Origin of the sequence: Candidatus Njordibacter sp. Uisw_058, from assembly GCF_047730065.1 — a bacterium.
GTDB lineage: Bacteria > Pseudomonadota > Gammaproteobacteria > Pseudomonadales > Balneatricaceae > Njordibacter.
Window position 1 is genome coordinate 2,315,160 of the sequence record NZ_CP159829.1, and the last position, 24,563, is coordinate 2,339,722.

Below are 24,563 nucleotides of genomic sequence, written 5' to 3' on the forward strand. Positions count from 1 at the left end.
TTATGTTTTCTTGCCGGTAAGGCTTTTAAGCATGCCGATAAATAAACCCCAAACAAAAGCCAATCCATTCAGCTCTTTAGGAATTTCAGCTGCTTTTACCGCTGCTTCTTCTGCAGCAGCACCTTCACCCATAGCGAGTACGTTATTTACAAAATTAGCACCAAACTGATTTAGAATCTGATCTGCAACCTGATTCATCATCCGACCGCCCATACTCGCCATTTTACCAGTGACAGTAATAACGGCCTCACCAACAACTTCACATTTTCCCCCTTCTGTTTCACGAACATAAGCTGTCAGATCCATGGTGGCTGATGATGAACCTTTTGTGTCCATGCCTTTACCTTGCATTGTCATTTCACACTTATCAGCATCGATATTCTGTACTAAAATTTTTCCATTAAAGGCCATTGTAGCAGGACCTACTTTTACCTTAACTTTACCGACATAATTTGAGTCATCAACTTGCTCAGTAATTTCAGCACCAGGCATGCAACCCGCCACACCAGAAATATCCTGTAAAAAAGTCCAAGCATCGCTAGAAGGGGCATCCATTGGAAAAACTTTATTAATTTCTACTTTCACTTTATTTATTCTCTTGATTAAATAACTGAAAAGAATAAAGCGAACTTATGACACTACATCATAAGCTCGCTTTATCTTGATTCGCTTAAACTAAGCCTTTACTAAAACCCATTCCGTTTCAGAATAATAAACATCATTTGTCTTTTATTTATTTAGACCCATTTCTTTTATCGTTTTCCATACACGGAATGCGTTATGTGGCATATCAATATGCGTCTTAGCACCAAACTGCATGAATGCATCATTAATAGCATTCGAGAAGCATGGAATACTACCAACATGTGGAGACTCCGCTACGCCTTTAGCGCCCATTGGGTGATGCGGTGATGGTGTTACCGTGTAATCCAGTTCCCATTTTGGCGTTTCCACCATGGTTGGCCAGAAATAATCCATAAAGGTATTACCTGAGAGGTTACCTTCTGCATCGTAGGGTAGTTCCTGCCCCATCGATACTGCAAAACCTTCATTTAGACCACCATGTACCTGACCCTCAATAATCATTGGGTTGATACGAGTACCACAATCATCTAGAGCATAGAAACGTCTAACTGCAGTTACACCTGTGAAACGATCAATATCAAGAACACAAAGGTATGCGCCGAATGGGAAGGTGAAATTCGGTGGATCATAATAGTCCACAGCTTCCAATCCCATTTCCATGCCATCAGGCACATTGTTATAAGCAGCCCATGCAATCTCTTTCATGGTCTTGACCTGATCAGGTGAACCAATAACGCGGAACTGATTAACATCCCATTCAAGGTCATTTTCACTGACTTCAAGCAAGTGAGCAGCGATCTTACGAGCTTTCTCACGAATTTTACGTGCCGCTTTAACTGTGGCGGCACCACCGACAGGAGTCGTCCGTGAACCGTATGTACCTAAACCATAAGGTGCAGTATCGGTATCACCTTCTTCGATCTGAATCTCTTCTGAAGATATTCCGAGTTCCGTCGCGATAATCTGGGCGTAAGTGGTTTCATGACCCTGCCCCTGACTTTTCGTACCCATACGAGCTATAGCACTACCGGTTGGGTGTATACGAATCTCGGCACTATCGAACATACCAACACCTAAAATGTCACACGACTTACTTGGTCCGGCACCTACAATTTCGGTAAACGTACACAATCCAATTCCCATCAGTTCACCACGTGCAGTTTTCTCAGCCTGCTCTTTACGCAAACCTTGATAGTCAACGGCCTCCATCACTTTTTTCAGTGCAGCAGGATAGTTACCACTGTCATACTCCCAGCCTGTAGCAGAGTTGTAAGGAAATTGCTCAGGCTGGATGAAATTCTTCATACGAATTTCAGCAGGATCCATTTTGAGTTTTTGCGCCAGTACATCGATCATTCTTTCAACGACGTAAACAGCTTCAGTAACACGGAAAGAACAGCGATAAGAAACACCGCCCGGTGCTTTATTGGTAAATACACCATCAACATTCGCATAAGCTGTTGGAATATCGTAAGAACCAGTACAGATGCCAAACATACCCGCTGGCCATTTGGTTGGCTGGGCATGCGTGTTAAAAGCACCATGGTCAGCTAATACGTTGACACGTAATGCTTTAATGTTACCTTCATTATCAGCTGCCAGTTCACCTTCCATATGGTAATCGCGAGCGAACGCTGTGGTTGATAAGTTTTCAGTACGATCTTCAATCCATTTAACTGGACGACCCAAGACGATAGAAGCAACAATCGCACAAACATAACCTGGGTAAATGCCTACTTTATTACCGAAACCACCACCAATGTCTGGAGAAATAACACGGACCTTACTTTCTGGAATACCTGATAGCATGGTAATAACTGTACGTACTATGTGCGGTGCTTGTGAAGTAATGTAAACTGTCATATCACCTTTAACTTTGTCAAAAGAAGCAACGCAGCCACAGGTTTCCAGCGGACAGGCATGAACACGTTGGTTAATCATATCCTGTTTAACTGTAACGTCTGCAGATTCAAAAGCACGATCAGTCGCGTCTTTGTCACCGACATTCCAATTAAAGATATGATTATTATGTTTACGAGCACCCCCACCTGCTTCATCTTTCCCCACAAGATCATCACGGACAATGGCGGCATCAGCATCCATTGCATGATGAGGATCAACCACTACTGGTAACTCTTCGTATTCAACTTCTACAAGATCAGCGGCATCCACTGCGATATAACGATTATCAGCAATAACAAAGGCTACTTCCTGATACTGAAAGCTCACTTTCTCATCCGCTAACACTGCACAAACATCACCAGCCAAAGTAGGCATCCAGTGTAAACCGAGAGGTTTCAAATCGTCAGCTGTTAAAACAGCATGAACACCTGGCAAAGCTAAAGCAGCTTCTTTATTAATTGAAATTATTTTTGCGTGAGCAAATGGACTACGTACCACTTTGCCAACCAACATTCCGGGTAGCTTAACGTCATCAACATAATTACCCTTACCTTGAATGAATCGAGGATCTTCTTTTCTTTTTCTTGAACAACCAACACCCTGTAATTCTTGTTCGCGTTTATCTTCTGTAGCTGTAGACATGATCCGCTCCGTTATTTAGCTTGCAGCTTTACAGCCGCTACTTGAATGGCTTTGACGATGTTTTGATACCCCGTGCAACGACATAAGTTACCCGACATCCCTTGACAAATATCTTCCTCCGTAGGGTTGGGATTTTCCTGTAGGAACCGATAAGAACGCATCAACATGCCCGGAGTACAAAAACCACACTGCAAACCATGCTCTTGCATAAAAGCTTCCTGAACGGCATGCAACTCCCCACTCGCTGCAAGGCCTTCAACTGTTGCTACCTCAGCACCATTAGCTTGCACCGCTAAAATCGTACACGATTTTAGCGACTCTCCATTCAGATCGACGGTACACGCACCGCAATGACTCGTTTCACAGCCAATATGGCTGCCCGTTTGTCCCAGTTGTTCACGTATCACGTGAATCAAAAGTTCACGCGGCTCTACCAATGTTTCTACTTCTGAGCCGTTCAATTTAAATTGAATATGTGTCTTCGACATTGTTTATTCCCCTTTCGCATTCGTCAAGGCTTGACGAATAGCACGCCGTGCCATTTCACCTGCCATACTTGTTTTATATTCAATATCACCACGTAAATCTTCAGCGGGATCACAGGCAGCCATGACTTTTTCAGCGGCTTCACTAATCAACGATTCATCAATGATTTTTCCTGTCAAATATTCTGATGCATCAGTTGCTATAAATGAGCACGGAGCTACGTTTGTCAGAGAGATAGTAATATTAGAACAAACATCACCACTAAGTTGTAACTGAACAGCAGCAGCGGCGGTCGCATAATCACCGGTCTTACGTTTCAATTTACTGTACCCGCAGCCACTACCTGCTGCTGGAATCGGCACCTGAATCTCAGTCATCATTTCACCTTCCTCTAACAAGGTGAAATAGGTCCCAAGAAAAAAATCACCCGCAGGTACTTTGCGTTCACCATTAGGGCCCACCAATACAAATGATGCGCCTAAAGCTAACATGATGGCGGGGTGATCATTCCCAGGATCACCGTGCGCAATATCACCTCCAATCGTGCCACGATTTCTTACTTGAGGGTCAGCAACTAGTTTTGCTGCTTGAGGAATGAGAGGACATTTATCCCATAACAATTGCGACGCAATAAGTTGGTTTTCGGTCGTCATCGCACCAATGCAAATATTACCACCTTCTTCTCGCACACCGCGCAACTCTTCAATACCATTTATATCTATCAAATGAGCAGGTTCAGCGAAACGAAGTTTCATCATAGGCAACAGACTGTGCCCGCCCGCTAATATTTTTGCTTCTTCACCATATTGTCCAAGCATCGACACGGCATCTGCCACACTGGTCGCTGCATGGTACTCAAATGCACTTGGTATCATGAGTTTCTCCATTTATTGTAGTTATTAAATCTGAAGGTCTGCATGTAACAAAGCATGCCAGATTAAATTAAGCATACTTGTAAAATATTTAACAACAATTATACTTTGGTCCTACAATGATGCTTTAGTCTCTACAATTATACTTTAGTCTCTATTAAAGTTAGCGTTGCCCCCCTTTGTGAAAAACCACTAGGGTCAAAACCACCGCCGCTCGCGCATGCACCAGTGGCAATATTTACGCATGAAAAGACAATAGAAAATCATTTTGAATAATTACATAGCTTATTGGCCTAGGTTATCCTGCCACTAGGCATACTGTGATGGGTTTTTTAATGATTTATCGATTTCTGATAATAGCTCGCGCATAGCGATGACTTCTTTAGTTCTAAGACTGTGAACATACCTATGATGACTCTTTCCAAATGGCTTGACTGAAGTCTTGTCAGTCCTCTTTAGCTGAGCGTCTGCCAAGTTCGCACATGGCCCGGTCCCAACGATGAAACCATAGACGATATAGCGCTCACCCATCAGTAATGCTGTGTGGTGAGTCAAACACGAAAAATACTAATTAATATATTGACGATGCTAAGGTTATTCATAGTAATAAATATATCTATGAACATTGTAAGTATGTTAATTCATATATATATTTGAGTATTAAATGCATGTTCCATGGGCCCTCAGTGCATAGACTACAATTGATCAATACCTGGGTCATTGACTTCAATTTTTTATCTACTTATAATTAATTACATTATGTAAATAATAATTATTTTTAATTATAAAAACGAGGCTCTTCTGTTAGAAAAATTCTAACTTTGAAAAACAAATGGCAACTGAATATTCTGAAATTTTAAACCTACTCGACGACTACTTTGATCTTCTTTACAAATGTGACGTTGAACTTATAAATCAATTATTTTTGCCAAATGCCAATGTCTGCAATGTGTCAGATGATGTGGCAGTCATAATTGATATGGATCAGTTTCATGAACGAATAGCATCCAGAATTTCGCCAGAAAGCCAGAATAAGAACAGGGACGATCGTATTTTATCAATTGACATAACATGCCCCACAATTGCTTTAGCTAAGGTAGATTTATTGATCTTGCCAGGGGGTCGTTACACCGACTACCTGTCTCTACTAAAAGTTGCTGGTAATTGGAAAATTGCTTCGAAGGTGTTTCATTTGAAAGTTGAAGACCAATAATAAAAGGCAAAAGCTAACGGACTATGTCAGCACATAAATATTCCCTAAGAGCAAGATTTATGGTCGCTTCTATATAGGATGTTTTGTTGATTAGGAATTTTGTAGTCTCAGCATCTGTACCCTTTGAGATTTCCCGGTAGGTGTTTGTAATTCCTTCACAGAAGGCTTCTGCTGCCACAGCAGGTCCGGCCAATACGATAATGTCTGGAGAAAAGGTCACAGTTAATGCCATTAGACTTGCCCCTAACGTTTTCCCTGCTTCAAGAAATATCTCCTTCTCCAGAACAGAGTTTTTGTTACATGAATCAACTGCACTTTGAAAGCGCTTTGTAATATTTGAATGAGTATCGTTTGATAAATTTCTGGTGCCTTCAAGCCTCTGAAGAATTGCTTCGCCTGACGAAATTTCATCGAGTCTTATGAGTTTGTCAGAATGCCATAAAGCGGGTGTTTTACCAATCAGTCCCTCATTCCCACGTTTTCTCACAATACGGCGGTCTATTGCTAGACTTGCACCCATTCCTACAGCGACATGGATTAAGAAAATGTTCATGTACGGGTCGTCCTCAAGACCAGTTCTTTCGAGGTAATTTAAACAAAGTGTGTCAGCAATATTTTCAACTCGGACGGGACATCCCAAGCGCTCAGTAAGGTGCTCACCAAAAGGATAATTCCTCCATTTTAACAGAGGTGCTTGTTTAAGATATCCCGTTTCGATATTAATAGAACCAGCGATAGCTAACGCTGCACCAAGTACTTTCTTTCTATTTAATGCTCCATTTTTAGTCAGTTCTTCGACATAATTAGATATAAATTCTATTGCAGATTTAGGTGATTTGACGGCCTGGAGTGGTATTTTGGCTTCATGATGTGTCTTACCAGAAATATCAGTGATCGTAATGATCCTTGAAAATGCAGATATGCATATTGCAATTACGAATCCACCTTCAGGATTGATGAAAATATCGGTTTGATGACGTCCCAGTTGATTTCCAGACTGATAGGATTTGCCTTCGCAACAGACGCCTTCAGCAATAAGTTCTTTTGTGATACGTGAAATAGTGGCATTGGTTAGATCTAATCTTTGACTCAATTCTTTGCGTGAAACAGTATCACGCTGAAGCAATAACTCCAGAATTCTCGCACGATTGGTGGTCCGGATATCATCCAAATGTGGTCTTTTTGATTGTTTATTTGATCGTTTGATTTAGTAATACCTTTTTAAGCACTTGTTTATGTTCATTATTATATCAGACGATTCTGATTTCAATAATGCTTATAACATAGCATTTGACTAGAAAACCTAGTTAGTATAATGTATTAATTACAACATGTAATAAACAATTTTATTAAAGCGTTGTAACAAGTTTAAAAAAAAGAACACTCCACGTAGGGGTGTATCGACTGTATAAATGTTGTTTATAACTGTGTAGGTTGGGTGTTAGATGAATGTGATTATTGAGTCACTGATGTTTAACTGAAACGTGAAGTTTATGAATATATTAAATTTACAGGGGAACTTAAAATGATCTCAAGAAGAAATGTACTTAAAACTGGAACTGCAGCTTTAGCAGGGTTAGCGTTACCGTATGTTGCAAAAACTGCATCCGCAGCGAAAGCTGATTACGTCATGACGTTTGGTCATACTTTTGGTGACGCTACCAAAGACTATATGGCCACGGGTCTAAATTTTTTCAAAGAAAGAGCTGAGAAGTACGCAGGTGGAAAATTATTAGTAGATATTCATGAGGCTGGAAGCTTAGGTGGACAGACAGTTCTTCCACAAAAGGTGTTGACCAACGCAATTCAGGCTTGTCAATTGTCGACGCAAAACTTTACACCGTATGCAAGTGTATACAATCTTTTAGATTTCCCATTTTTATTTCCGAGCAACGAAAAATTTGAAGAGATATTAGCTTCTGATGTTTTTGTGGATAGTGATTTGATAAAGGAGCCTGAGAGTAAAGGCTTCAAAGTTCTACCTGGTATGTGGTCCAATGCAGGGCACCGTGTTATTGGAGTATCGAAGGTAGCAGATAAAGTAATAAAAATGCCAGACGATTTGGATGGTATAAAAATCAGAGTCACAGGTTCGAAAGTTGAGCAGCAGGTGTTCAAGTTAACACCTGCGAACCCAGTCTCTATTGCCTGGGGTGAAACCTACCAAGCTTTACAGCAAGGTGCAGCTGATGCATTGAACGTTGGTCTTGGTCCACTTACAGCAACAAAGATATACGAAACTTTGGGCTCAGCGACAATGTCTCAGATTAGCCTTAATTGTCATATCACCGTTCTGAATAAAAAGTGGTTCGATAAATTACCAAGCGATGTTCAGGGAGCTATTATGAAAGCAGCTGCTGAAAGTTTTGAATATCAAAAAGAAAAACAAAGGACTGCTAACGAGAAAATAGTAAAGTTATGGGAATCATCAGGAATTAAAATGCACACATTAAGCGATGATGAGAAGAAAGCTTGGAGTGCTATTGCTGGCCATAAACTACCCGTTTGGGATGAATTCAAGAATCGTTATGGCAAAGATCTATATGAACGGATAGCGGGCATGACATCATGACTTACAAGCTAAATATTATGTGAGCTGGGAAGAGTTCAGTAAGCCTCATTTGTTTGAATTAATAATGGAACTATTAACTTGGCAGGAACAGAATTCTGATGAGAATATTTATGAGGTTTTTGGACACTAAGTTAATTAAGTGGTTCATTATTGGCACGTACTCGTATTTCTGTTTAATTATCTTAATAGAAGTTATTAGGAGATATGCCTTTGGGGCTTCAAGTGCTTGGGGTGAAATGACGGCACGATATGCGTTTGTCTACTTGACCTACGTGGCTGCCTCAGAGGCTATTAGACATTCTCGGCACATTCGTATCGATTTAATTCCAAACTGGTTATCACCTTCAAAAGCTAGATGGTTAAGTTTGTATATTGATGTTTTAACCTTATTCCTTGCATGCGCCATTGTTTATTATTCATTAGAGTTGATGGAAATACAGTGGTCAGCTGGAATAGTGATGTCCGCTATTGATCTCAATATGTCTTTTGCACACGCCGCGTTGCCCTTAGGCTGGCTTCTCATCATCGTGCGAATCATACAGAATTGGGTTGATCCATTAGAAAAAAACAACGATGAATCAACGTCAATACCAGTCAAAAAAGGATAAAAAGGTGGAACCAAACTCTATAATTATACTAGTAATTGCAGCACTAATGCTCGTGCATCTTGGCATTGGAGTACCTCTTTTCGTGGTACTTGGTCTTGGATCTATGGCTATGATTTTAGGCTGTGACGTATACTCTATTACTGTCTTTGGAGAAGTTCCTTTTAGTGCCATTGATAGCTGGGCGTTGCTTGCTATGCCTCTCTTTATTCTGGCTGGTGAAATAATATCACGTGGGCAAACGGCAAATAATCTGGTTCGACTGGGTGAAGCCATAGTTGGTTGGATCCGTGGTGGCCTGGGCATGGCTACGATACTTGGTTGCTTCTTTTTTGCAGGCACAAGTGGCTCCAGTTCAGCAGACACCATCACCATCGGTAGAATAATGGTGCCAGCTATGAAAAAGCGAGGATATCAGGCAAGTTATGCCGCCTCACTTGCGGCTTCAGGTGGAATACTTGGCGTTATCGTACCCCCTAGTTTAATTTTTATTATATATGGTGTAGCGACTAGCACATCCATCGGTGATTTATTTTTAGGAGGTATATTTCCTGGTTTGATACTTGCAATCGCAATGTGTACTGCAAACTATTTTGTATGCAAGCACACCGACTGGGGTGTGCCTGAAAGTGGTGCGTTTTCATTAAAGGAGGTGGGTGCATCACTCTGGCATGCAAAATTTGGCCTTGGGGCGCCAGTGATAATTTTGGGTGGTATTTACAGCGGTGTATTTACTCCAACAGAAGCGGCTAGTGTAGCCGTTGCTTATGTGACGATTGTTGAGCTATTAATTCATCGGTCCTTCGGTTTAACTGAACTCAAAGAGGCTTTTTTTAGAGCTGCTGTGGTTACAGGAGTTTTGGCTCCAATAATTGCTTTTTCAGTTTTGCTTGGGGAAGTATTGGCTATTTTACGAGTACCTTCCGACCTAGTGTCTTTTTTCTTCAGCATACCGGTAGGGCCTGTTGGATCAGTCGCTCTTATTATTCTTGTCCTATTAATCGTAGGCTCTATTCTTGAGCCAATAGCAGCTATTTTAGTCGTTATGCCTATACTTTTACCAATCGGAATTGAACTAGGTTTTGACTCGGTGCACTTTGGTGTATTCGTGGTTTGTACCCTAGCAGTCGGCTTTATTACCCCGCCTGTCGGGATCAATTTATTTGCGGCGTCTGCCGTTAGTGATGAGCCATTTTTAAAAATTGCTGTTAAAGCGATACCAGCTTTTTTTGCATTAATTATAGGTATCGTAGTGATTGCAGCATTTCCTAATGTGGTACTTTGGTTCCGCTAACATCCTTAAGATCTATCTACATAATTAAATAGAAAAGAGAACAGCTATGAATAAAAAGATTAACCATCTAAAATTTAACGAATTACCAGTTTATGAGCGTGGGCGCGGCATTAAAAATCATTTAATTGCGAGTAAACAAATTGGTGCAAACTCATTGCACTCAGGTATTACTTTTATGCCTCCTATGACCTCAGTGCCGGCACATAGTCATAATGCCGAGGAACAAGTTACAGTTTTAGAAGGTACTCTTAGGATCGTTTTGAATGGTGGCAGTAAAGAATTAATTTGTAATAAATATGATTCTTCCTATCTTTCTTCAGATGTGCAACATCAGCTGTTTAATGATACAGATGAGCAACTGGTGGTAATGGTAATATATGGTTCATCTGACGTAAATAGAACCTTTTCGCAGACAGGCGAAGTGGTAATTATTGGATCAGAAGAAGATCAATTTACTGCCGATAAGTGAGCAAACTAGCTTTGATATGGGTAGTTGAAACTTTACCTAAAATATATTTTATGTGTATTTTTCAATATAAATCAACAGTGGGGTGCCTTTTGAAGGTTAAGCCTTCACATCCAGCATACACAGCACGCTGAGCTTTTATAAGCGATCTAGAAGTCTGCATAGGCAGTATCGCTATAACTTAGAGCTATTTCCTCTACGCGTTGCTCATATTCTTTGGGCACACCATCTCCCGCTAGTTCGTCTTTAACCTATACAGTGACAATCAACCGATCTTCATACTATGGATGTGCTAGGATGCCATATTAAATAATTAGCACGATGTTGAGAAAATCAGCAATGAAGAACAAAGTATCGTTAAGCCGGCGCCAATTGTTAATACTTGCATCAGGTTATCTAGTTGCTGCTCCTTTGGCTGCCTTAGCAGAGGGCATTTACCCTGATATACATGTGGTTAAAAACCCACAGTGTGGTTGCTGCAATGCATGGATCGAAATTTTAAAAGACAAAGGCTTCAATGTTACTACTGAAGATCGCTCTGGCAGCTTTTTAACTGAGTTTAAGATTCAGAGTGGCGTCCCCAATAATATGATGTCCTGCCATACCGCTAAAATTGATGGGTACTTCGTCGAAGGACACGTTGACGCCAGCGACATAAAACGCCTCATAACAGACCGCCCTGATGCTTTAGGTTTAGCCGTGCCAGCAATGCCTTACGGCTCTCCCGGGATGGGACCTGAAGAAGAGCGTGAAGCATACGATGTTTATATAATCGGCGCTGACGGCACAGCAGCAGTATTTCAACATTACCCTGAAGCAGGCATGTCTGTTTAAGAGTGCCCGACTTAACGTCTCATTCCTTATTTCCTAAACTATGTCTTGGGGGTACCCCCCACTTTGTGTGGCCCAGAAATCTGGGTAACGGACCTATAACCAGCGTGAGTAAACACTCCCAGATCATTACTTAAAACCCCCATGAGTTCACTAACTCCACCTTGAGTATGAATATCAAGGACCTCTTTGAGAATAGCGACGCCACCGGCTCTGTTAAGGGGATTAGTACCTACACACATAAGAACCCAAATCATCACTTTGTCGGGCCTTAGTGAGGGCTAATGTCAACAAACAAAAACCTGCCTCAAGCGATCCAGAATCTTGATAACATCTGGGCGCGTGACCCTAGGAATCTTTCTTAATTTATGAGCTTATGATTCTGATTTAAAAGCCTCATAAAATGCTACAGCGTGTCATCTCATTCATTTAGTCTAAATGGTTCACTTATGGGCGCAATTGTTACCCAGCGACGATTTCAGAATCGTCGAGGTCCTAGATTGGAGGAAGTACCTCAACTCGATGTTCGAGTATTAAAACGTATCGAATTATTTGATCTAAGTGTTTCAAGCGGTTCATTTTAGTGGACAAGTTTATCGCTCTCAGAATACGCTCTAGAGCACACATATAAAGACTCAACGTGGTTATTTCCTATGCTGTAAAGATGAACCGGGGAAGACCCCCCTTTCCTGCCTCAGGAAAACTACTTAGGGCACACATGAACTTATTAAAGATTTCCAAGAAGTGTCTATGAATTAATTTTTTTGATATCCGTTTTATCAGGCCGCAGTCAACCCTGACACTGCTGCAATTAAATTTTCTTCTGTCATTTCTTTACCCGTATACTCTCCAACCAGCCGCCCTTCTGCCATGGTCAATATGCGGTGACTCACACCAATCACTTCTGGCATCTCTGAAGAAATGACAATCACGGCTAAGCCTTGTTCAGCCAGTGTCGCGATGTATTGATGAATGGCAGATTTGGAACCCACATCAACGCCCCTAGTTGGCTCATCAAGAATAATTAATTTTGGATGGGCACATAGCCATTTGGCGAGAACTAATTTCTGTTGATTACCACCAGACAGATCAGAAAGCAATTGCTCTGGCCCCGTCGTTTTAATTTCAAGTTTGGTTTTATAGTCTTCAAATACTTGCAGTTCCTTGTCCACCCTAGGAACCCCCATGTTTGAATATAAACTAAGGTGTGGCAGAGTCATATTGTGTCTGCCGCCCATACCCAATATCAGCCCTTGCGATTTCCGATCTTCAGGCACCAGTGCCAACCCTTTTTCAATGGCCTGTTTTGGGGATGAAAAACTTACCTTTTGATTATCAAAAATGATTTCGCCACTATCTTTTTGGCGCACACCAAAGAGTGTTTCAGCAACTTCAGACCGACCCGCGCCTATCAAGCCATATAAACCAACCACTTCTCCTGCTCGGACTGAAAAGCTAACATCTTTAAACAAACCCCGTATGGTTAATTGATTAACACTTAATAACTCGGCGCCAAATTCTGCTTTTGCTCGGTGAAAATACTGGTCTAGATCTCGACCAATCATTCTATTGGTGATTTCTCCAATGGTTGATTCACTAGTGTTCACCGTACACTGCACCTCTCCGTCTCTGAGAACCGTAATTCGATCTGCGATCTCAAAAATTTCATCCATTTTATGGCTAATGTAAACAATCGCCACACCCTTTTTACGTAAGGATCGCACGACTTCAAAAAGCTGATCTTTTTCAGTAGTTGTAAGTGTTCCAGTGGGTTCATCAAAGATAACAACATTGGCGTTAAAGACTAACGTGCGCGCAATTTCTACCATTTGCTGCTTCGCAATTGACAAATTACGCACAAGAACTTCGGGTCCAAAATTACAACCTAACTCATCTAAGGCAATTTTCGCTGCTGCGTTCATTTTTCGTTTGTTAACTATTCCAAAGCGATTGGTTGGCCAGTCGCCTAGGTAAATATTTTCTGCAGCTGACAATTCGGGTGATAATGAAAGTTCTTGGTGCACCAGCAGGATGCCTAATTCTCGGGCTTCTTTGGGTGTCTTTATAATGACTTTTTTGCCACGATGGTGAATGGCGCCTTCATCAGGGTTATAAATGCCTGATAGCACTTTCATAAGCGTTGATTTACCTGCGCCATTTTCACCCATTAGCGCATGCACCTCGCCGGCCCTGATATCAAAACTAACTCTGTTAAGTGCGATCACACCCGGAAATTTTTTCAAAATAGAATCAGCAGTTACAATAATTTCATTCATTTTTTCACCCTACCTAGATTGGCTAGAAGTTAACGTTTTATCAAGAATTAATGCGAGCACAAGCACTGTTCCCATGACGATCAACTCGATGTAATTAGGCGTGTTTAGCAGCCGCAACCCGTTCAGAAGCGCCGCTAGAGTAATAACACCCCCCACTGTTTTCCACATACTGCCATACCCTCCGGTTAAGCGTGTACCGCCCAAAACCACAGCAATAATAGTCCACAGTTCCCAAATTCTAGCGGCATTGGGTTCTGCAGTTCCTAAGCGCATAGACAACAAAACGCCAGCAACCCCGGCTAATAGACCACAAAGGGTGAAATTAATGACCTTATGACGTCGAACTCTGATGCCCGCCTCATGAGCAGACTTTTCGTTATCACCAACGGCATAAGTCTCTAATCCATGTTTGGTCTTAGAAAGAATCCACTGAAAAAACAGGGCGAAACCGAAAAATATCATTGCAGTAAGTGACACTGGGCCAAGATAAATTTCTGGGTACTCTGTGTATGAATAATCACTGGTCATTAAGGCTTCTTCACCCGTAAAAATGAACACAATTCCACGAATACCCATCAGTGAACCCAGTGTGATTATAAAAGAATGAATTCCAGATAATGCAACTAAGGCGCCGTTAATGAAACCAAAGAAAGCACCCGACAATAAAGCCACTATAATAGCGGGCCAAATACCAATACTGTCCTGAAGACCTATAGCAAGGGCTGAGGATAAAGCTAACGTTGCACCCACCGAAAGGTCGATCTCTCCATTAAGCATAACCAAGGTCATTCCCACGGCAAGAAAGCCAATAAAAGATCCCTGCGTAAGCACATTACCAATATTATTTAGGGTGAAGAAATATGGCGAAGCAAAAGAAAACACCAGCATACAAATAAGCAAGAACACCCAGATGTGCTGCGCTCGAATGATTCTTAATATGCTTAAGCTTGAACTTTGAATTGATGTCATCGTTTTGGCAGTGTGGTCTTTTTTCACACCTACAGAGTTGCTCATACGAAAACCCTCCCTCTCTTAGCAGCTAAATCGATCCACACCGCAAGAATAATAACGGCCCATGTCACCAACCACTGAACATAATAAGCAAAGCCTAATAACAACAAGCCGTTTTGCACGAAGCCTAGCATTGTGACGCCAATGACTGTTCGCCAAATGGTACCCGACCCACCCAGCATAGATGTGCCACCAAGAATTATTCCAGAAAGAACCGTAAGCTCATATCCTTGACCAATCGTACTTTGCGCACCCATGACTCGGCTTCCCATGATAATGGCAGCTAACCCAGTTCCAAAACCAGAGATGACATAAGCAATTAAAACGACCCATCTGGTTTGCACACCCGAAAACAAACTGGCTGTCTCGTTTCCTCCAATGGAAAAAACCCAACGTCCAAAATTAGTTTTTAAAAGTACAAAGCTGCCCACCAATGCGGCAAAGAAGAATATCCAAACAGGTACTGGAATATCTATAAACTCACTTCGTCCAAAAAACCGGAACCAAGTTTCTTGAGGGTTAGTTACGTTAACGTTTGAACCACCCGAGTAAAATAGTGTGGCGCCCTGCAACAATGACAACATCGCTAAGGTAACAATAAGCGAGTTTAACCGCATAAAACCGATCAAATAACCATTTACCATTCCAATTAAGAGACTCGCAAGCAAAGTATATGCGATGGCAATGGCAGGCCCTACTTGATTATGTTGGTCCACGACTAAAACCGTCAGCAAGGTAAGCATCGATCCAACTGACAAATCTAAGCGTCCCGTAATGACAACAAACGTCACCCCAATAGCGATCATTCCAGTGATCGACACTTGACGGATCACATCTAAAATATTCCCTAGGGTAAGAAATTCTGGTGAAGACAAAGACACCACTGCTAAAAAGATGGCAAAACCACCAATCAAACCGTGTTTTTGCGCTGCATCACTGGCTTTTTTGAGAAGGGCCATAATAAAAAATCTACATTAGTTTTTGTTTTACTGATTCCATCATAGGTCTATTCAATAGTTAATTAGTAGCAGGAATTTATCCAAAATGGACATCTTATAGACTGGCTATGTTTAATAGACAAAATAAGCTTCCTCATTCTCCCTTTTAGATTCAAATTTTTCTGATACTAATAAAATATCCAATTTGGACATATTGAGTATTGCGGGCTGCTTGCCAATTATGATGATAATAATAGACCGAGCAAATGAGGCTTGGGCTGAAAGATTATTAATTTAACGGAGTGTCAAAGTGATGAACAGAATAAAAACAACATCAGTAATTTCTATTGCTGGATTATTGTGTGCTGGCCTGCTAACGAGCGCAGTTCAAGCGGCCAATGCACCTGAATGGTTGGGTGGCAAGTTGACAAAACCACTTTCCGAAACCCGGATTGGTATTACCGTGTTATACCCAGGATCCAATGCTTACCAAGCCAAATATGCAGAAACAGCAGTAAGCTATGCAAAAGAACTTGGTATCGATGCGACAGTGATGGATCCTCAAGGTGACCCAGCGGTGCAGTTCAACCAAATTGAGGATATGGTTTCTCAAAATTTGGACGTTATTGTATTGTGGCCAACCTCGCAGAATGCTCTGATACCTGCAGTGCGTCAAGCAGCACGTGCGGGTATCCCTGTCATTACGTCAAATTCACCGATTGGAGAGGCTGGTCGCCGGTATATCAAAGCCCACACAGGTCCGGACGATTGCGCTCAGGCAGAACAAGCAGCAGAAATGCTGGGCGATTCACTCAATGGGAAAGGTAATATTGTCGTAGTTGAAGGTACGCCAGGTTATAGCGTTTCGATTCTTCGAAAGAACTGTTTTCTAGATAAAATAGAAGATGCATACCCCAACGTCAATATCCTTGCTAGCCAATCAGCCGATTGGAATCGTGAAAAGGCACAGACGGTTATGGAGACCTTCCTAACTAAGTTTGGTAACGACATTGATGGTGTTTATGCTTTTGATGATGGCATGGGTTTAGGCGTAATTAGTGCATTACAAGCTAAAGGCAAAAAGCCCGGTGACGTAAAAGTTGTAACCTGTAACTTATTTGGTGAAGGTTGGGACGCTATCAAAACAGGTTGGGAAACAGGATCCAATAAGCAATCAGCAGAAGATGATGCAATATTAGCTATCCAAACTGCAGTAAAAATTGCCCACGGTATTGATGTACCCACTTTAGCCCAAATTGAAACTCCAAAAATCCAAGCCAACAACGTTAACCAATTTGAACGTCCAAGCTGGTAGTTTGACAATAAACGGGTCGTTAGAATTTAACGCAATTGATTAACGATCTGTTTACTAATTGATCTAATAAAGTATTCATTTTTAGAAGGACAATTGCCTATTGATTTAGGCAGCTAAAGCCCTTGGAAAAAGGCCTCTCTCGTTGAGAGAAGCCTTTCACGGCGGGTGAAATCGAACTAACAATTAAGAAACAACTGGCAAATGTGTTTATGGCTTTTGCTCCAAACAGGGTTGAGACAAATCATATTTTGAGTGGTTCCATAACTTACAACGATAATCAGACTTGGCTCTCTATATGCAGCCAACAGATGAATGGATCTCAGGGAAATTAGCATGGAATCAAATAATAAACCTATTATTCGCGTTGGCTTAATTGGGTCTGGATTTATGGGCCGTTGTCACGCTAATGCTTTTCGCAACGTAAGCAGTTTATTCAATCTTCCAGTCAAAATAGAGCTCACTTGTTTAGCAGATATCAACAAAACCCTGGCGCAGCATAACGCAGACGCTCTCGGTTTTATTTCAAGTACAGACTGCTGGCAGGACATGGTCGCTGACCCAAATATCGATATTATTGCTATAACAGCCCCCAACGGGCTCCATGAGGAAATGGCTATCCTTGCTGCAAGCCATGGCAAAACAATTTATTGTGAAAAACCTCTGTCGACCACTTTAGAATCGGCTATGCGTATGGTGGATGCAGCTAATAATGCCGGTGTCGTTACTCAAGTGGGGTTTAATTTTTTACGCAACCCACTCTTTAAAATGGCTAAAACCATGATAGAAAGCGGTGACCTAGGCGACATTGTCAGCTTTCGTGGGACTCATGCCGAAAACTATATGGGTGAATCACGCCAACCCCATTCATTTAGGACCCACCCCCAAGGGGGAGGGGCGTTAGCTGATATAGGTAGCCATATAACATCATTAGCTCGCTATTTTTTGGGCCCTATAAGCAGAGTGAATGCACACCAAAAAACGGTCGTCAAAGACAGGCCGCGCACACTTGGAAGTTATGAAATGCTACCGGTTCAAGTTGATGATGTTTCACATGTGTTGATGGAATTTGCTAGCGGCTGTATCGGCAGTATTAATGTTTGCTGGCTGCAGACAGGGCGCAACATGGACCTGTCCTTCGAAATCACGGGCACCCTTGGGGCCATTCATTTTAATCAAGAAAGAATGAATGAAATCCACGTTTATAAGCCTATTCAAAATACATCCGAAACCGGGTTTACCAAAATAGAAACAGGCGCTCAGCACCCTCCCTACAATCAATTTTGCCCAGCGCCGGGTCACCACATTGGGTTTAACGATTTAAAAGTGATCGAGGTGGCCGAACTTGTTAATGCGATGTTAAACAGCGAACCACTGTTTACAGATTTTCAAGAAGGCTACCGAGTCCAACGCACCATCGATGCTATGCAGTCCTCTGCAGACACCGGACAATGGGTTAGTATAAAAGAGCACATTAAATACAATGGAAAGTAAATACGACTATATTATTATAGGTGCAGGTTCGTCAGGCTGCGTAGTAGCTGGCCGCCTGGGCGAAGCTGGATACAGAGTATTATTGCTGGAGGCGGGAGGAAAAGACAACAGCCCTTGGATAAAAATTCCATTGGGCTACTCTAAATTGTACAACAACCCGAAGGTTAATTGGTGCTATACCAGCGAACCAGAGCCAGAATTGAATAACCGGCCTTTATTTCAGCCAAGAGGCAAAGTGCTTGGTGGGTCTGGTTCTATTAACGGCATGATTTATATGCGCGGTCAGGCACAAGATTTTGATTCTTGGGAAGCCCAGGGATGCGCTGGGTGGGGCTGGGAGAAAGTGCTACCCTATTTTAAAAAATCAGAAAATCAACAGCGCGGTGCAAGCGAATTCCATGGTGTGGGTGGTCCTTTAGAAGTTTCCGATTTGCCCTCTAATCATGCTTTGGGTGAAGCCTTCCACAGTGCTTCTGAGGCGCTTGGCTCCCCCCGCAACAATGACTTTAACGGTGCCGGCCAAGTCGGCACAGGCTATGTACAAATCAATACTAAAAAGCAAAGGCGCTGGAGTACCGCGTCGGGATTTCTAACTGGGCCTGCAATGCAAAATATTACAGTGCAGCTTGGTGCAATGGTCGAGAACATTATTCTAAAGAACGGCGTAGCGACGGGTGTTCGTTGGAGCAACAAGTCTGGAAAATATGATAGCTTTGTGACTAAAGAAGTCATTGTTTGCGGTGGTGTTTTCAACTCACCACAGATTCTAGAATTGTCGGGTATAGGTAATCGAGAGGTACTTGAGAAAGCCGGTGTTGAAGTTCAGCACGAGCTGCCAGGAGTGGGGGAAAACCTTCAGGACCACTTCGGTATCAGTGCAGAATATCAGTGCAGCAAAAGAATTACCGTTAACGATTTATACAATAATCCGATTTTAGGCGGCTTACAGTTGTTACGGTACCTAGTGTTTAAAACTGGTCCCTTTGCCGACAATGGTAATTACTCTAATACTTTTATTACCACAGCTCCTCATATTAAAACCCCAGATATGATGATTACTTTAATGGCTTGGAATACGGGCGAAGATTTGAAGCCCAAACCGTTTTCCGGTTTTACGATTTTGGCTGAACATATTCGGCCTAAATCCAGAGGTTCCTGTCACATCAAGACTTCCAGCCAACAAGACGCACCCGTCATTAAATTTAATTTTCTTAAGCATCAAGATGACATTGATGCGGCCATCGCAGGACTCAAACAGGCCCGAAAAATCGCTCAAACAGCACCCATGGATGAGTTTGTGAAAAGCGAAATTTCCCCGGGGCCAGGCCCAAAAACTGAGGCTGAATTAGAAGCTCACTGTCGGCAAAATGGTTTGTCTTTGCTGCATGGCGCAGGGACCTGCCGCATGGGCACAATAGAGCAAGAAGATGCTGTTGTAGATTATCGTTTAAGAGTGCGCGGATTAAAGGGTTTACGGGTCGTTGATGCGTCTATTATGCCCAACGTGGTATCGGGCAATACTCATGCCACCGCAGTAATGATTGGCGAAAAAGGTGCAGCAATGATTATTGAGGATGCCAAGGCGTGATTAATATTGCAGTGATCGGTGCTGGTCGTATGGGTCAAATATATTGCCATAATGTGTCGAAAAATGAACATTGTAAGCTCGTTTATGTGGTCAGTAGAACACTAGAATCAGCATCCAAACTAGCCCATAAATACCAAGCAAATGCGTGCACAGAAATTAGTGTTGCCATCAATAACGAGGCTATCGATGCCATTATTATTGCTAGCCCCACACCGACTCATTTAGACATTGTTACTATGGCAGCAAAAGCTGGAAAAGCGGTGTTTTGTGAAAAGCCCATTGATCTAGAGATACAAAGGGTCGATCAGTGCTTGCAAACGTTAGCCCAGTATCCAATACCTTTTATGTTGGGTTTTAACCGCCGCTTCGACCCACAAATTAGCAAACTTCGACAAGCCGTATTAGCAGGCGACGTCGGTCATTTGCATATGTTGCTACTGACGAGTCGAGACCCATGTCCACCTCCAGTCAACTACCTACAAAGTTCTGGGGGTTATTTTATTGACAGCACAGTGCATGACATTGATTTGATGTGTTGGATCAGCCAAGAGTTACCTCTTGAAGTCATGGCCACCGGGTCCTGTCTTGTTGATCCTAAGATCGGTGAACTGGGTGATATCGACACCAGCATGACCATGATGATGATGCCCAGTGGCGCCATTTGCCATGTAAACAATAGCCGGCGGAGCGTATACGGGTTTGATCAGCGCATAGAAGCCTTTGGTTCCAAGGGCATGCTGCAAACACAAAACCAACATGAACACTCGTTACTCAGCTATTCTGACACCCACACTAATATGGCGTCACCACTAGAATACTTTTTTTTGGAGCGCTATGAACAATCCTATCGCATTATTATTGATGAATTTATTGATGCGGTACAAAACAAAAATTCTATAGAGTGTAATCAATTTGATGGTCGCAATGCTCTAGCTATAGCTCTTGCTTGTAATCGATCAGTTAAAGAACGCAAGGCCATTGCGCCAGTCTATTGCTAGCCCTATTCCTAGCCATGAGCGCACAAAAACAGAGGCTATTGGAGCGCCCAAACTTATGGTGGAAGTCGTTAGTGCGGCTCCACCTATTTATTTCAGTGGCTGGTGAATCCTCGGCGGGCCCACTCTCATTGAAGGATGACTTCCTTAACACACCTAGGTAAAATGTTGTCGATATTATCAATTCAATTGGTAGGGCCATGACCCAAACTGAATTACTGTCTATCCTCGAATTTGTAGAAAAAATACAGTTTATGGCGCAGGGAAAAAATACCTTGTCTGGTGTGGATTCTCGTTGGAACATCATTTTGTATGCCATGCGCCGTCATCTTGAAGGTAAAATCCTTACCCAAACAGCCCTGACGATGGCAGCAAATGTGCCCTATGGCACAGCGATACGCCGAATTAATGAATTGATTGATGACGGTTACATACTAAAACGTCAACGTTCCAAAACTGGAAAGTCTTTTTCCTTACATCCTTCCAAACAGCTGATCGGCAGATTCGAAGAATATGCATTTCAACTTAAATCTCACATCGGCGTTACTTTTGGTTTTAATGAGGGTGGCAAGTCGTTGGATGACTTCTATTTTGGTGCTTCTTATATGGCGTCCAGCACCCTATCTTTTCCTTCGGCCTTAAGTTTTGGGGTCGGTTTTGATAAAAAGCTACGCATATTAGGCCCCACTGATCCCACTTTTAATTTTCTGGCAGATAATCCTCGTCAAATTAATGAATTTTGCGGTGGCACTGTAGAGATGGTGGTGATGAATCTGGATGATCTCCGACAAGAGTCCATTCGCAACGCTTTATTAGAGGAGTCTGAGTACGATCTCATTGCCTTTGATTTGCCTTGTTTAGGTGAATTTGTTGCTAAAAAAATGATTGCGCCTCTGAATGATAGAATCGATGAAGAGAAATTCAATTTTACAGATTTTCATAATGCTGCCTGGCAGGGATCAGCTTACCAGGGCGACCAATATGGTATTCCTATTCAATCCACTAGCGAGGTATTTTTATACCGTACCGATCTGTTTGAAGAGTTTGATATTGGTTGCCCACCGCAGCAAGTTGACGATGTTTTGCAAGCCGCACAGAAATTACATCAGGTACAGCCAGGCTTAAGTGGTATTGTCATGAACTATGGGATAGGTACTCCCATAGCTCATACTTTTATGCAGACTATGGCGTCTATGGGCCAAAGCATCATGTTGCAAAGCACAGAGTCGAATAGATTATTTCATCAAGGACGCCCAAGAGTCGATACCGAGGTGGGCGAAAAGACGATGGAATATCTTTTAGAGTTACTCGATTATGCTCACCCATGCAGCCTAACTTGCGATTGGGATAAGCGGATCCGTACTTTTGCTAAAGGCGAGGCTGCGATGACATATGGTTGGTCCATCCGAGCATCCATGGTGGAGTTAAGTGATTACACAACTGTTGCTCGGCAGGTCGGCTATTGCGCTCCACCTAGCGCAGTTGGGGTGGCTTCTGTGTCGCCCATTGGGGGCTTTTCCTTAGCTATCCCCAACAATATGAGCAAGGCAAGCAAAGATGCTGCTTGGCGTGTCATGAAATACTTAACTAGGCCAGAGCTGATCAAATGGTATGCTTTAAATGGTAACTATTCGAGCACTCGTTATTCAACCAGTGCCGACCCCGAGGTAAAAATGGTGAGCCCAGTGGTGGAACTGGTTGATGAATTAGAGCGTAAAGGTCAGGTGCAAAGTGGCGTCAGGCCCCCAATCCCAGAATATTTTGATATTATTAAAATACTTGGTGAGGAAATTCATTCAATTTTAGTCCGTACATATAGCGTGGCAGCGGGTCTAAAAAGAGCGCAAGATCGGCTTGATAGGTTGTCGATTAGCGTTTAGGTAAGTCGATCTTTTCAGTCACAAGAACCTAAGGGACCTAGGTGGTTTGTAAAATTTTATAAATTCTATCAACTCTCCATTCTTTCTATGTTAGCTTGTGGTAATTGAGCAAAGTCGGTCTAAACGTGCTGAGAATTCTATGCAAAAACCCTATAAGTTATCCCGCCGCCAATGGCTTGTCTCTTCACTGGGAGTCTTAGTCACTGCCATTGCTAGTCCACTACTTGCGCAAACTAAAGTCCGTCGTGTTCAACCTCAATATATTGCATCCCTAGCCATAGGTAGCGCCACGTCTGGCACTGGTGCAGAGACCTGGGGGCTATGGAGTGTGGATCCCGGGCCCATTGGTGTTTGGCTGCGCTTTTACCAACTTTTGCAAAAAGCTGGCAATATTGCCCCATCAGGATGGCGCTTTGATATTGATGATTGGTGGCTTGATGAAAACGGCTTAATCATGAAAGCACCCCAGTTCCCAATACCTGCTAGACAATATTACGTCACTAATGGTGAAGAGCATATTTCTTTACTGACTGTGGAACAACCAAATAGTGATGGGAAGCAGGCATGGTCATTGTCCGATGGGAAAACCATCGCTGATGTGACCCATGGGCCTTGTCGCTCTGCACGCTATACACCAGAAGGAGATTCAGGCACCTGCTCACCGGCAAATGCTAACCGCGAGGCATTCCCACTCAAACCTGGCGAAGCTCCACCACCTGTATTAGGTTGCAACCGAGATCAATACAGCGTGCTCATTGTTTTTGGTTTTCCTGTTGAAAGTTAGTAATTTAGTCGAGTACTTTTACAACACAACAAAAGAGGTGGATGGTGGATTGGGACGAAAGATTTTCGATTGAGGATTATTTGTTTGGGGCAGAACCCGCGCAGGCTTTAGTTAATTTGGAACACTATTTAATCCCACAGGGAGACACCTTAGTGATTGCCGACGGCGAAGGTCGTAACTCGGTTTATCTGGCGAGCAAGGGTTTCAAGGTCACAGCCACAGACGCATCAACAGTTGCAAACATTAAGGCAAAGGCCTTAGCTGCCAGCCAAAATGTAGAAGTCAATTACCAAGTAGAAGATTTTTTTGACATTGATTGGTCAGCTAAACAGTACGACAATATTGTTGGTATATTCTTCCAATTTATTCCACCCGATAAAATCAAACAAGTATTAATGAACCTAAGATCAGCCACTAACAAAGGTGGCACTCTTTTAATTCACGGCTACACCCCTCAGCAAATTGAGTGGGCTACAGGTGGCCCCAAAGACGTCTCACTTATGTATACCAAAGAGTTGTTTGAGGACGTGTTTGAGCCTGAGGAAATACGCGTTAACAAAGAGTACCAGATGCAATTAAGCGAAGGGTCGGGTCATAAAGGCCAGTCTGCATTGATCGACTTTGTTGCTAAGTGTTAGTTGAGCTTGGGTAAAACATTAAACAAAAGCCGTGCTTAAGTGAATGAGGCTAAGTGAGGCTAAATAAGTGAACTGGCACATCGATCCCTGTTGCAAGGGCCTTTGTGACAGTTCAAGTTGATCTGAATGAGTTTAAGCAGCAACGCGAGCTCACCCTGAAAGCCCTTGTAGGGCATTAT

General features: G+C 42.5%; 21 protein-coding genes. 13 read left to right on the forward strand and 8 right to left on the reverse strand.

The annotated features are described in order from the left end of the window. The 4 genes from ABXT59_RS10815 to ABXT59_RS10830 all read right to left on the reverse strand — a co-directional run bounded on the left by ABXT59_RS10815 (position 1) and on the right by ABXT59_RS10830 (position 4,490). Complete coding sequence (locus ABXT59_RS10815) at positions 1-585, reverse strand: SRPBCC family protein (RefSeq protein WP_443636124.1); 585 nt, start codon at positions 583-585, stop codon at positions 1-3. A gap of 144 nt (positions 586-729) precedes the next feature. After that, on the reverse strand, positions 730-3,129 hold the full coding sequence (locus ABXT59_RS10820; RefSeq protein WP_443636125.1) for an aerobic carbon-monoxide dehydrogenase large subunit: 2,400 nt from the start codon (positions 3,127-3,129) through the stop codon (positions 730-732). Between the two features lie 11 nt (positions 3,130-3,140). Further along, positions 3,141-3,617, reverse strand: a complete 477-nt coding sequence (locus ABXT59_RS10825; protein WP_443636126.1) for a (2Fe-2S)-binding protein — start codon at positions 3,615-3,617, stop codon at positions 3,141-3,143. A gap of 3 nt (positions 3,618-3,620) precedes the next feature. Then, positions 3,621-4,490, reverse strand: a complete 870-nt coding sequence (locus tag ABXT59_RS10830) for an FAD binding domain-containing protein (protein ID WP_443636127.1) — start codon at positions 4,488-4,490, stop codon at positions 3,621-3,623. Positions 4,491-5,319: 829 nt separating this feature from the next. Between ABXT59_RS10830 and ABXT59_RS10835 the strand changes: the two genes are divergently transcribed. After that, positions 5,320-5,700: a nuclear transport factor 2 family protein gene (locus tag ABXT59_RS10835; protein WP_443636128.1), complete on the forward strand. Its 381-nt coding sequence runs from the start codon at positions 5,320-5,322 to the stop codon at positions 5,698-5,700. Between the two features lie 13 nt (positions 5,701-5,713). On the opposite strand, the gene ABXT59_RS10840 is transcribed toward ABXT59_RS10835, so the two are convergent. Then, positions 5,714-6,871, reverse strand: a complete 1,158-nt coding sequence (locus tag ABXT59_RS10840; RefSeq protein ID WP_443636129.1) for an ROK family transcriptional regulator — start codon at positions 6,869-6,871, stop codon at positions 5,714-5,716. A gap of 354 nt (positions 6,872-7,225) precedes the next feature. On the opposite strand from ABXT59_RS10840, the gene ABXT59_RS10845 reads away from it, so the two are divergent. The 5 genes from ABXT59_RS10845 (at position 7,226) to ABXT59_RS10865 (ending at position 11,471) form a co-directional block, all read left to right on the forward strand. Beyond that, positions 7,226-8,272 carry a TRAP transporter substrate-binding protein gene (locus ABXT59_RS10845; protein ID WP_443636130.1) on the forward strand — a complete coding sequence of 349 codons (1,047 nt, stop codon included), beginning with the start codon at positions 7,226-7,228 and terminating at the stop codon, positions 8,270-8,272. A gap of 110 nt (positions 8,273-8,382) precedes the next feature. Then, positions 8,383-8,880, forward strand: coding sequence for a TRAP transporter small permease (locus ABXT59_RS10850; protein WP_443636131.1), 498 nt, complete (start codon positions 8,383-8,385; stop codon positions 8,878-8,880). Between the two features lie 46 nt (positions 8,881-8,926). Next, positions 8,927-10,171, forward strand: coding sequence for a TRAP transporter large permease (locus tag ABXT59_RS10855; protein ID WP_443636132.1), 1,245 nt, complete (start codon positions 8,927-8,929; stop codon positions 10,169-10,171). Between the two features lie 46 nt (positions 10,172-10,217). Further along, positions 10,218-10,640, forward strand: coding sequence for a cupin domain-containing protein (locus tag ABXT59_RS10860; protein WP_443636133.1), 423 nt, complete (start codon positions 10,218-10,220; stop codon positions 10,638-10,640). A 336-nt stretch (positions 10,641-10,976) separates the two neighbouring features. Then, a complete protein-coding gene (locus tag ABXT59_RS10865; protein WP_443636134.1) occupies positions 10,977-11,471 on the forward strand; it encodes a DUF411 domain-containing protein in 495 nt (164 codons plus the stop codon). A 776-nt stretch (positions 11,472-12,247) separates the two neighbouring features. Here ABXT59_RS10865 and ABXT59_RS10870 read toward each other — a convergent pair. The 3 genes from ABXT59_RS10870 to ABXT59_RS10880 are packed head-to-tail and all read right to left on the reverse strand — an operon-like array spanning position 12,248 to position 15,714. Then, positions 12,248-13,744 carry a sugar ABC transporter ATP-binding protein gene (locus ABXT59_RS10870; RefSeq protein ID WP_443636135.1) on the reverse strand — a complete coding sequence of 499 codons (1,497 nt, stop codon included), beginning with the start codon at positions 13,742-13,744 and terminating at the stop codon, positions 12,248-12,250. Between the two features lie 9 nt (positions 13,745-13,753). Then, entirely contained in the window at positions 13,754-14,758 is a 1,005-nt protein-coding gene (locus ABXT59_RS10875) for an ABC transporter permease (RefSeq protein WP_443636136.1), read from the reverse strand. Beyond that, positions 14,755-15,714 (reverse strand): ABC transporter permease, encoded by a 960-nt coding sequence (locus ABXT59_RS10880; protein WP_443636137.1) that lies wholly within the window; start codon positions 15,712-15,714, stop codon positions 14,755-14,757. Before ABXT59_RS10880 ends, ABXT59_RS10875 begins: the two co-directional genes overlap by 4 nt. 292 nt (positions 15,715-16,006) lie before the next feature. Between ABXT59_RS10880 and ABXT59_RS10885 the strand changes: the two genes are divergently transcribed. From ABXT59_RS10885 to ABXT59_RS10915, 7 genes are all read left to right on the forward strand, one after another. Beyond that, positions 16,007-17,008 carry a sugar ABC transporter substrate-binding protein gene (locus tag ABXT59_RS10885; RefSeq protein WP_443636138.1) on the forward strand — a complete coding sequence of 334 codons (1,002 nt, stop codon included), beginning with the start codon at positions 16,007-16,009 and terminating at the stop codon, positions 17,006-17,008. A 333-nt stretch (positions 17,009-17,341) separates the two neighbouring features. Then, on the forward strand, positions 17,342-18,499 hold the full coding sequence (locus ABXT59_RS10890; RefSeq protein WP_443636139.1) for a Gfo/Idh/MocA family protein: 1,158 nt from the start codon (positions 17,342-17,344) through the stop codon (positions 18,497-18,499). Continuing rightward, on the forward strand, positions 18,489-20,087 hold the full coding sequence (locus tag ABXT59_RS10895; RefSeq protein WP_443636140.1) for a GMC family oxidoreductase: 1,599 nt from the start codon (positions 18,489-18,491) through the stop codon (positions 20,085-20,087). Before ABXT59_RS10890 ends, ABXT59_RS10895 begins: the two co-directional genes overlap by 11 nt. Continuing rightward, positions 20,084-21,085 (forward strand): inositol 2-dehydrogenase, encoded by a 1,002-nt coding sequence (iolG, locus tag ABXT59_RS10900; RefSeq protein ID WP_443636141.1) that lies wholly within the window; start codon positions 20,084-20,086, stop codon positions 21,083-21,085. The genes ABXT59_RS10895 and iolG overlap by 4 nt, the downstream gene beginning before the upstream one ends. Positions 21,086-21,282: 197 nt before the next feature. Next, positions 21,283-22,962 (forward strand): extracellular solute-binding protein, encoded by a 1,680-nt coding sequence (locus tag ABXT59_RS10905; protein ID WP_443636142.1) that lies wholly within the window; start codon positions 21,283-21,285, stop codon positions 22,960-22,962. A 139-nt stretch (positions 22,963-23,101) separates the two neighbouring features. Beyond that, positions 23,102-23,746 (forward strand): hypothetical protein, encoded by a 645-nt coding sequence (locus tag ABXT59_RS10910; RefSeq protein WP_443636143.1) that lies wholly within the window; start codon positions 23,102-23,104, stop codon positions 23,744-23,746. Positions 23,747-23,787: 41 nt separating this feature from the next. After that, entirely contained in the window at positions 23,788-24,384 is a 597-nt protein-coding gene (locus ABXT59_RS10915; RefSeq protein WP_443636144.1) for a class I SAM-dependent methyltransferase, read from the forward strand. Positions 24,385-24,563 lie beyond the last annotated feature (179 nt).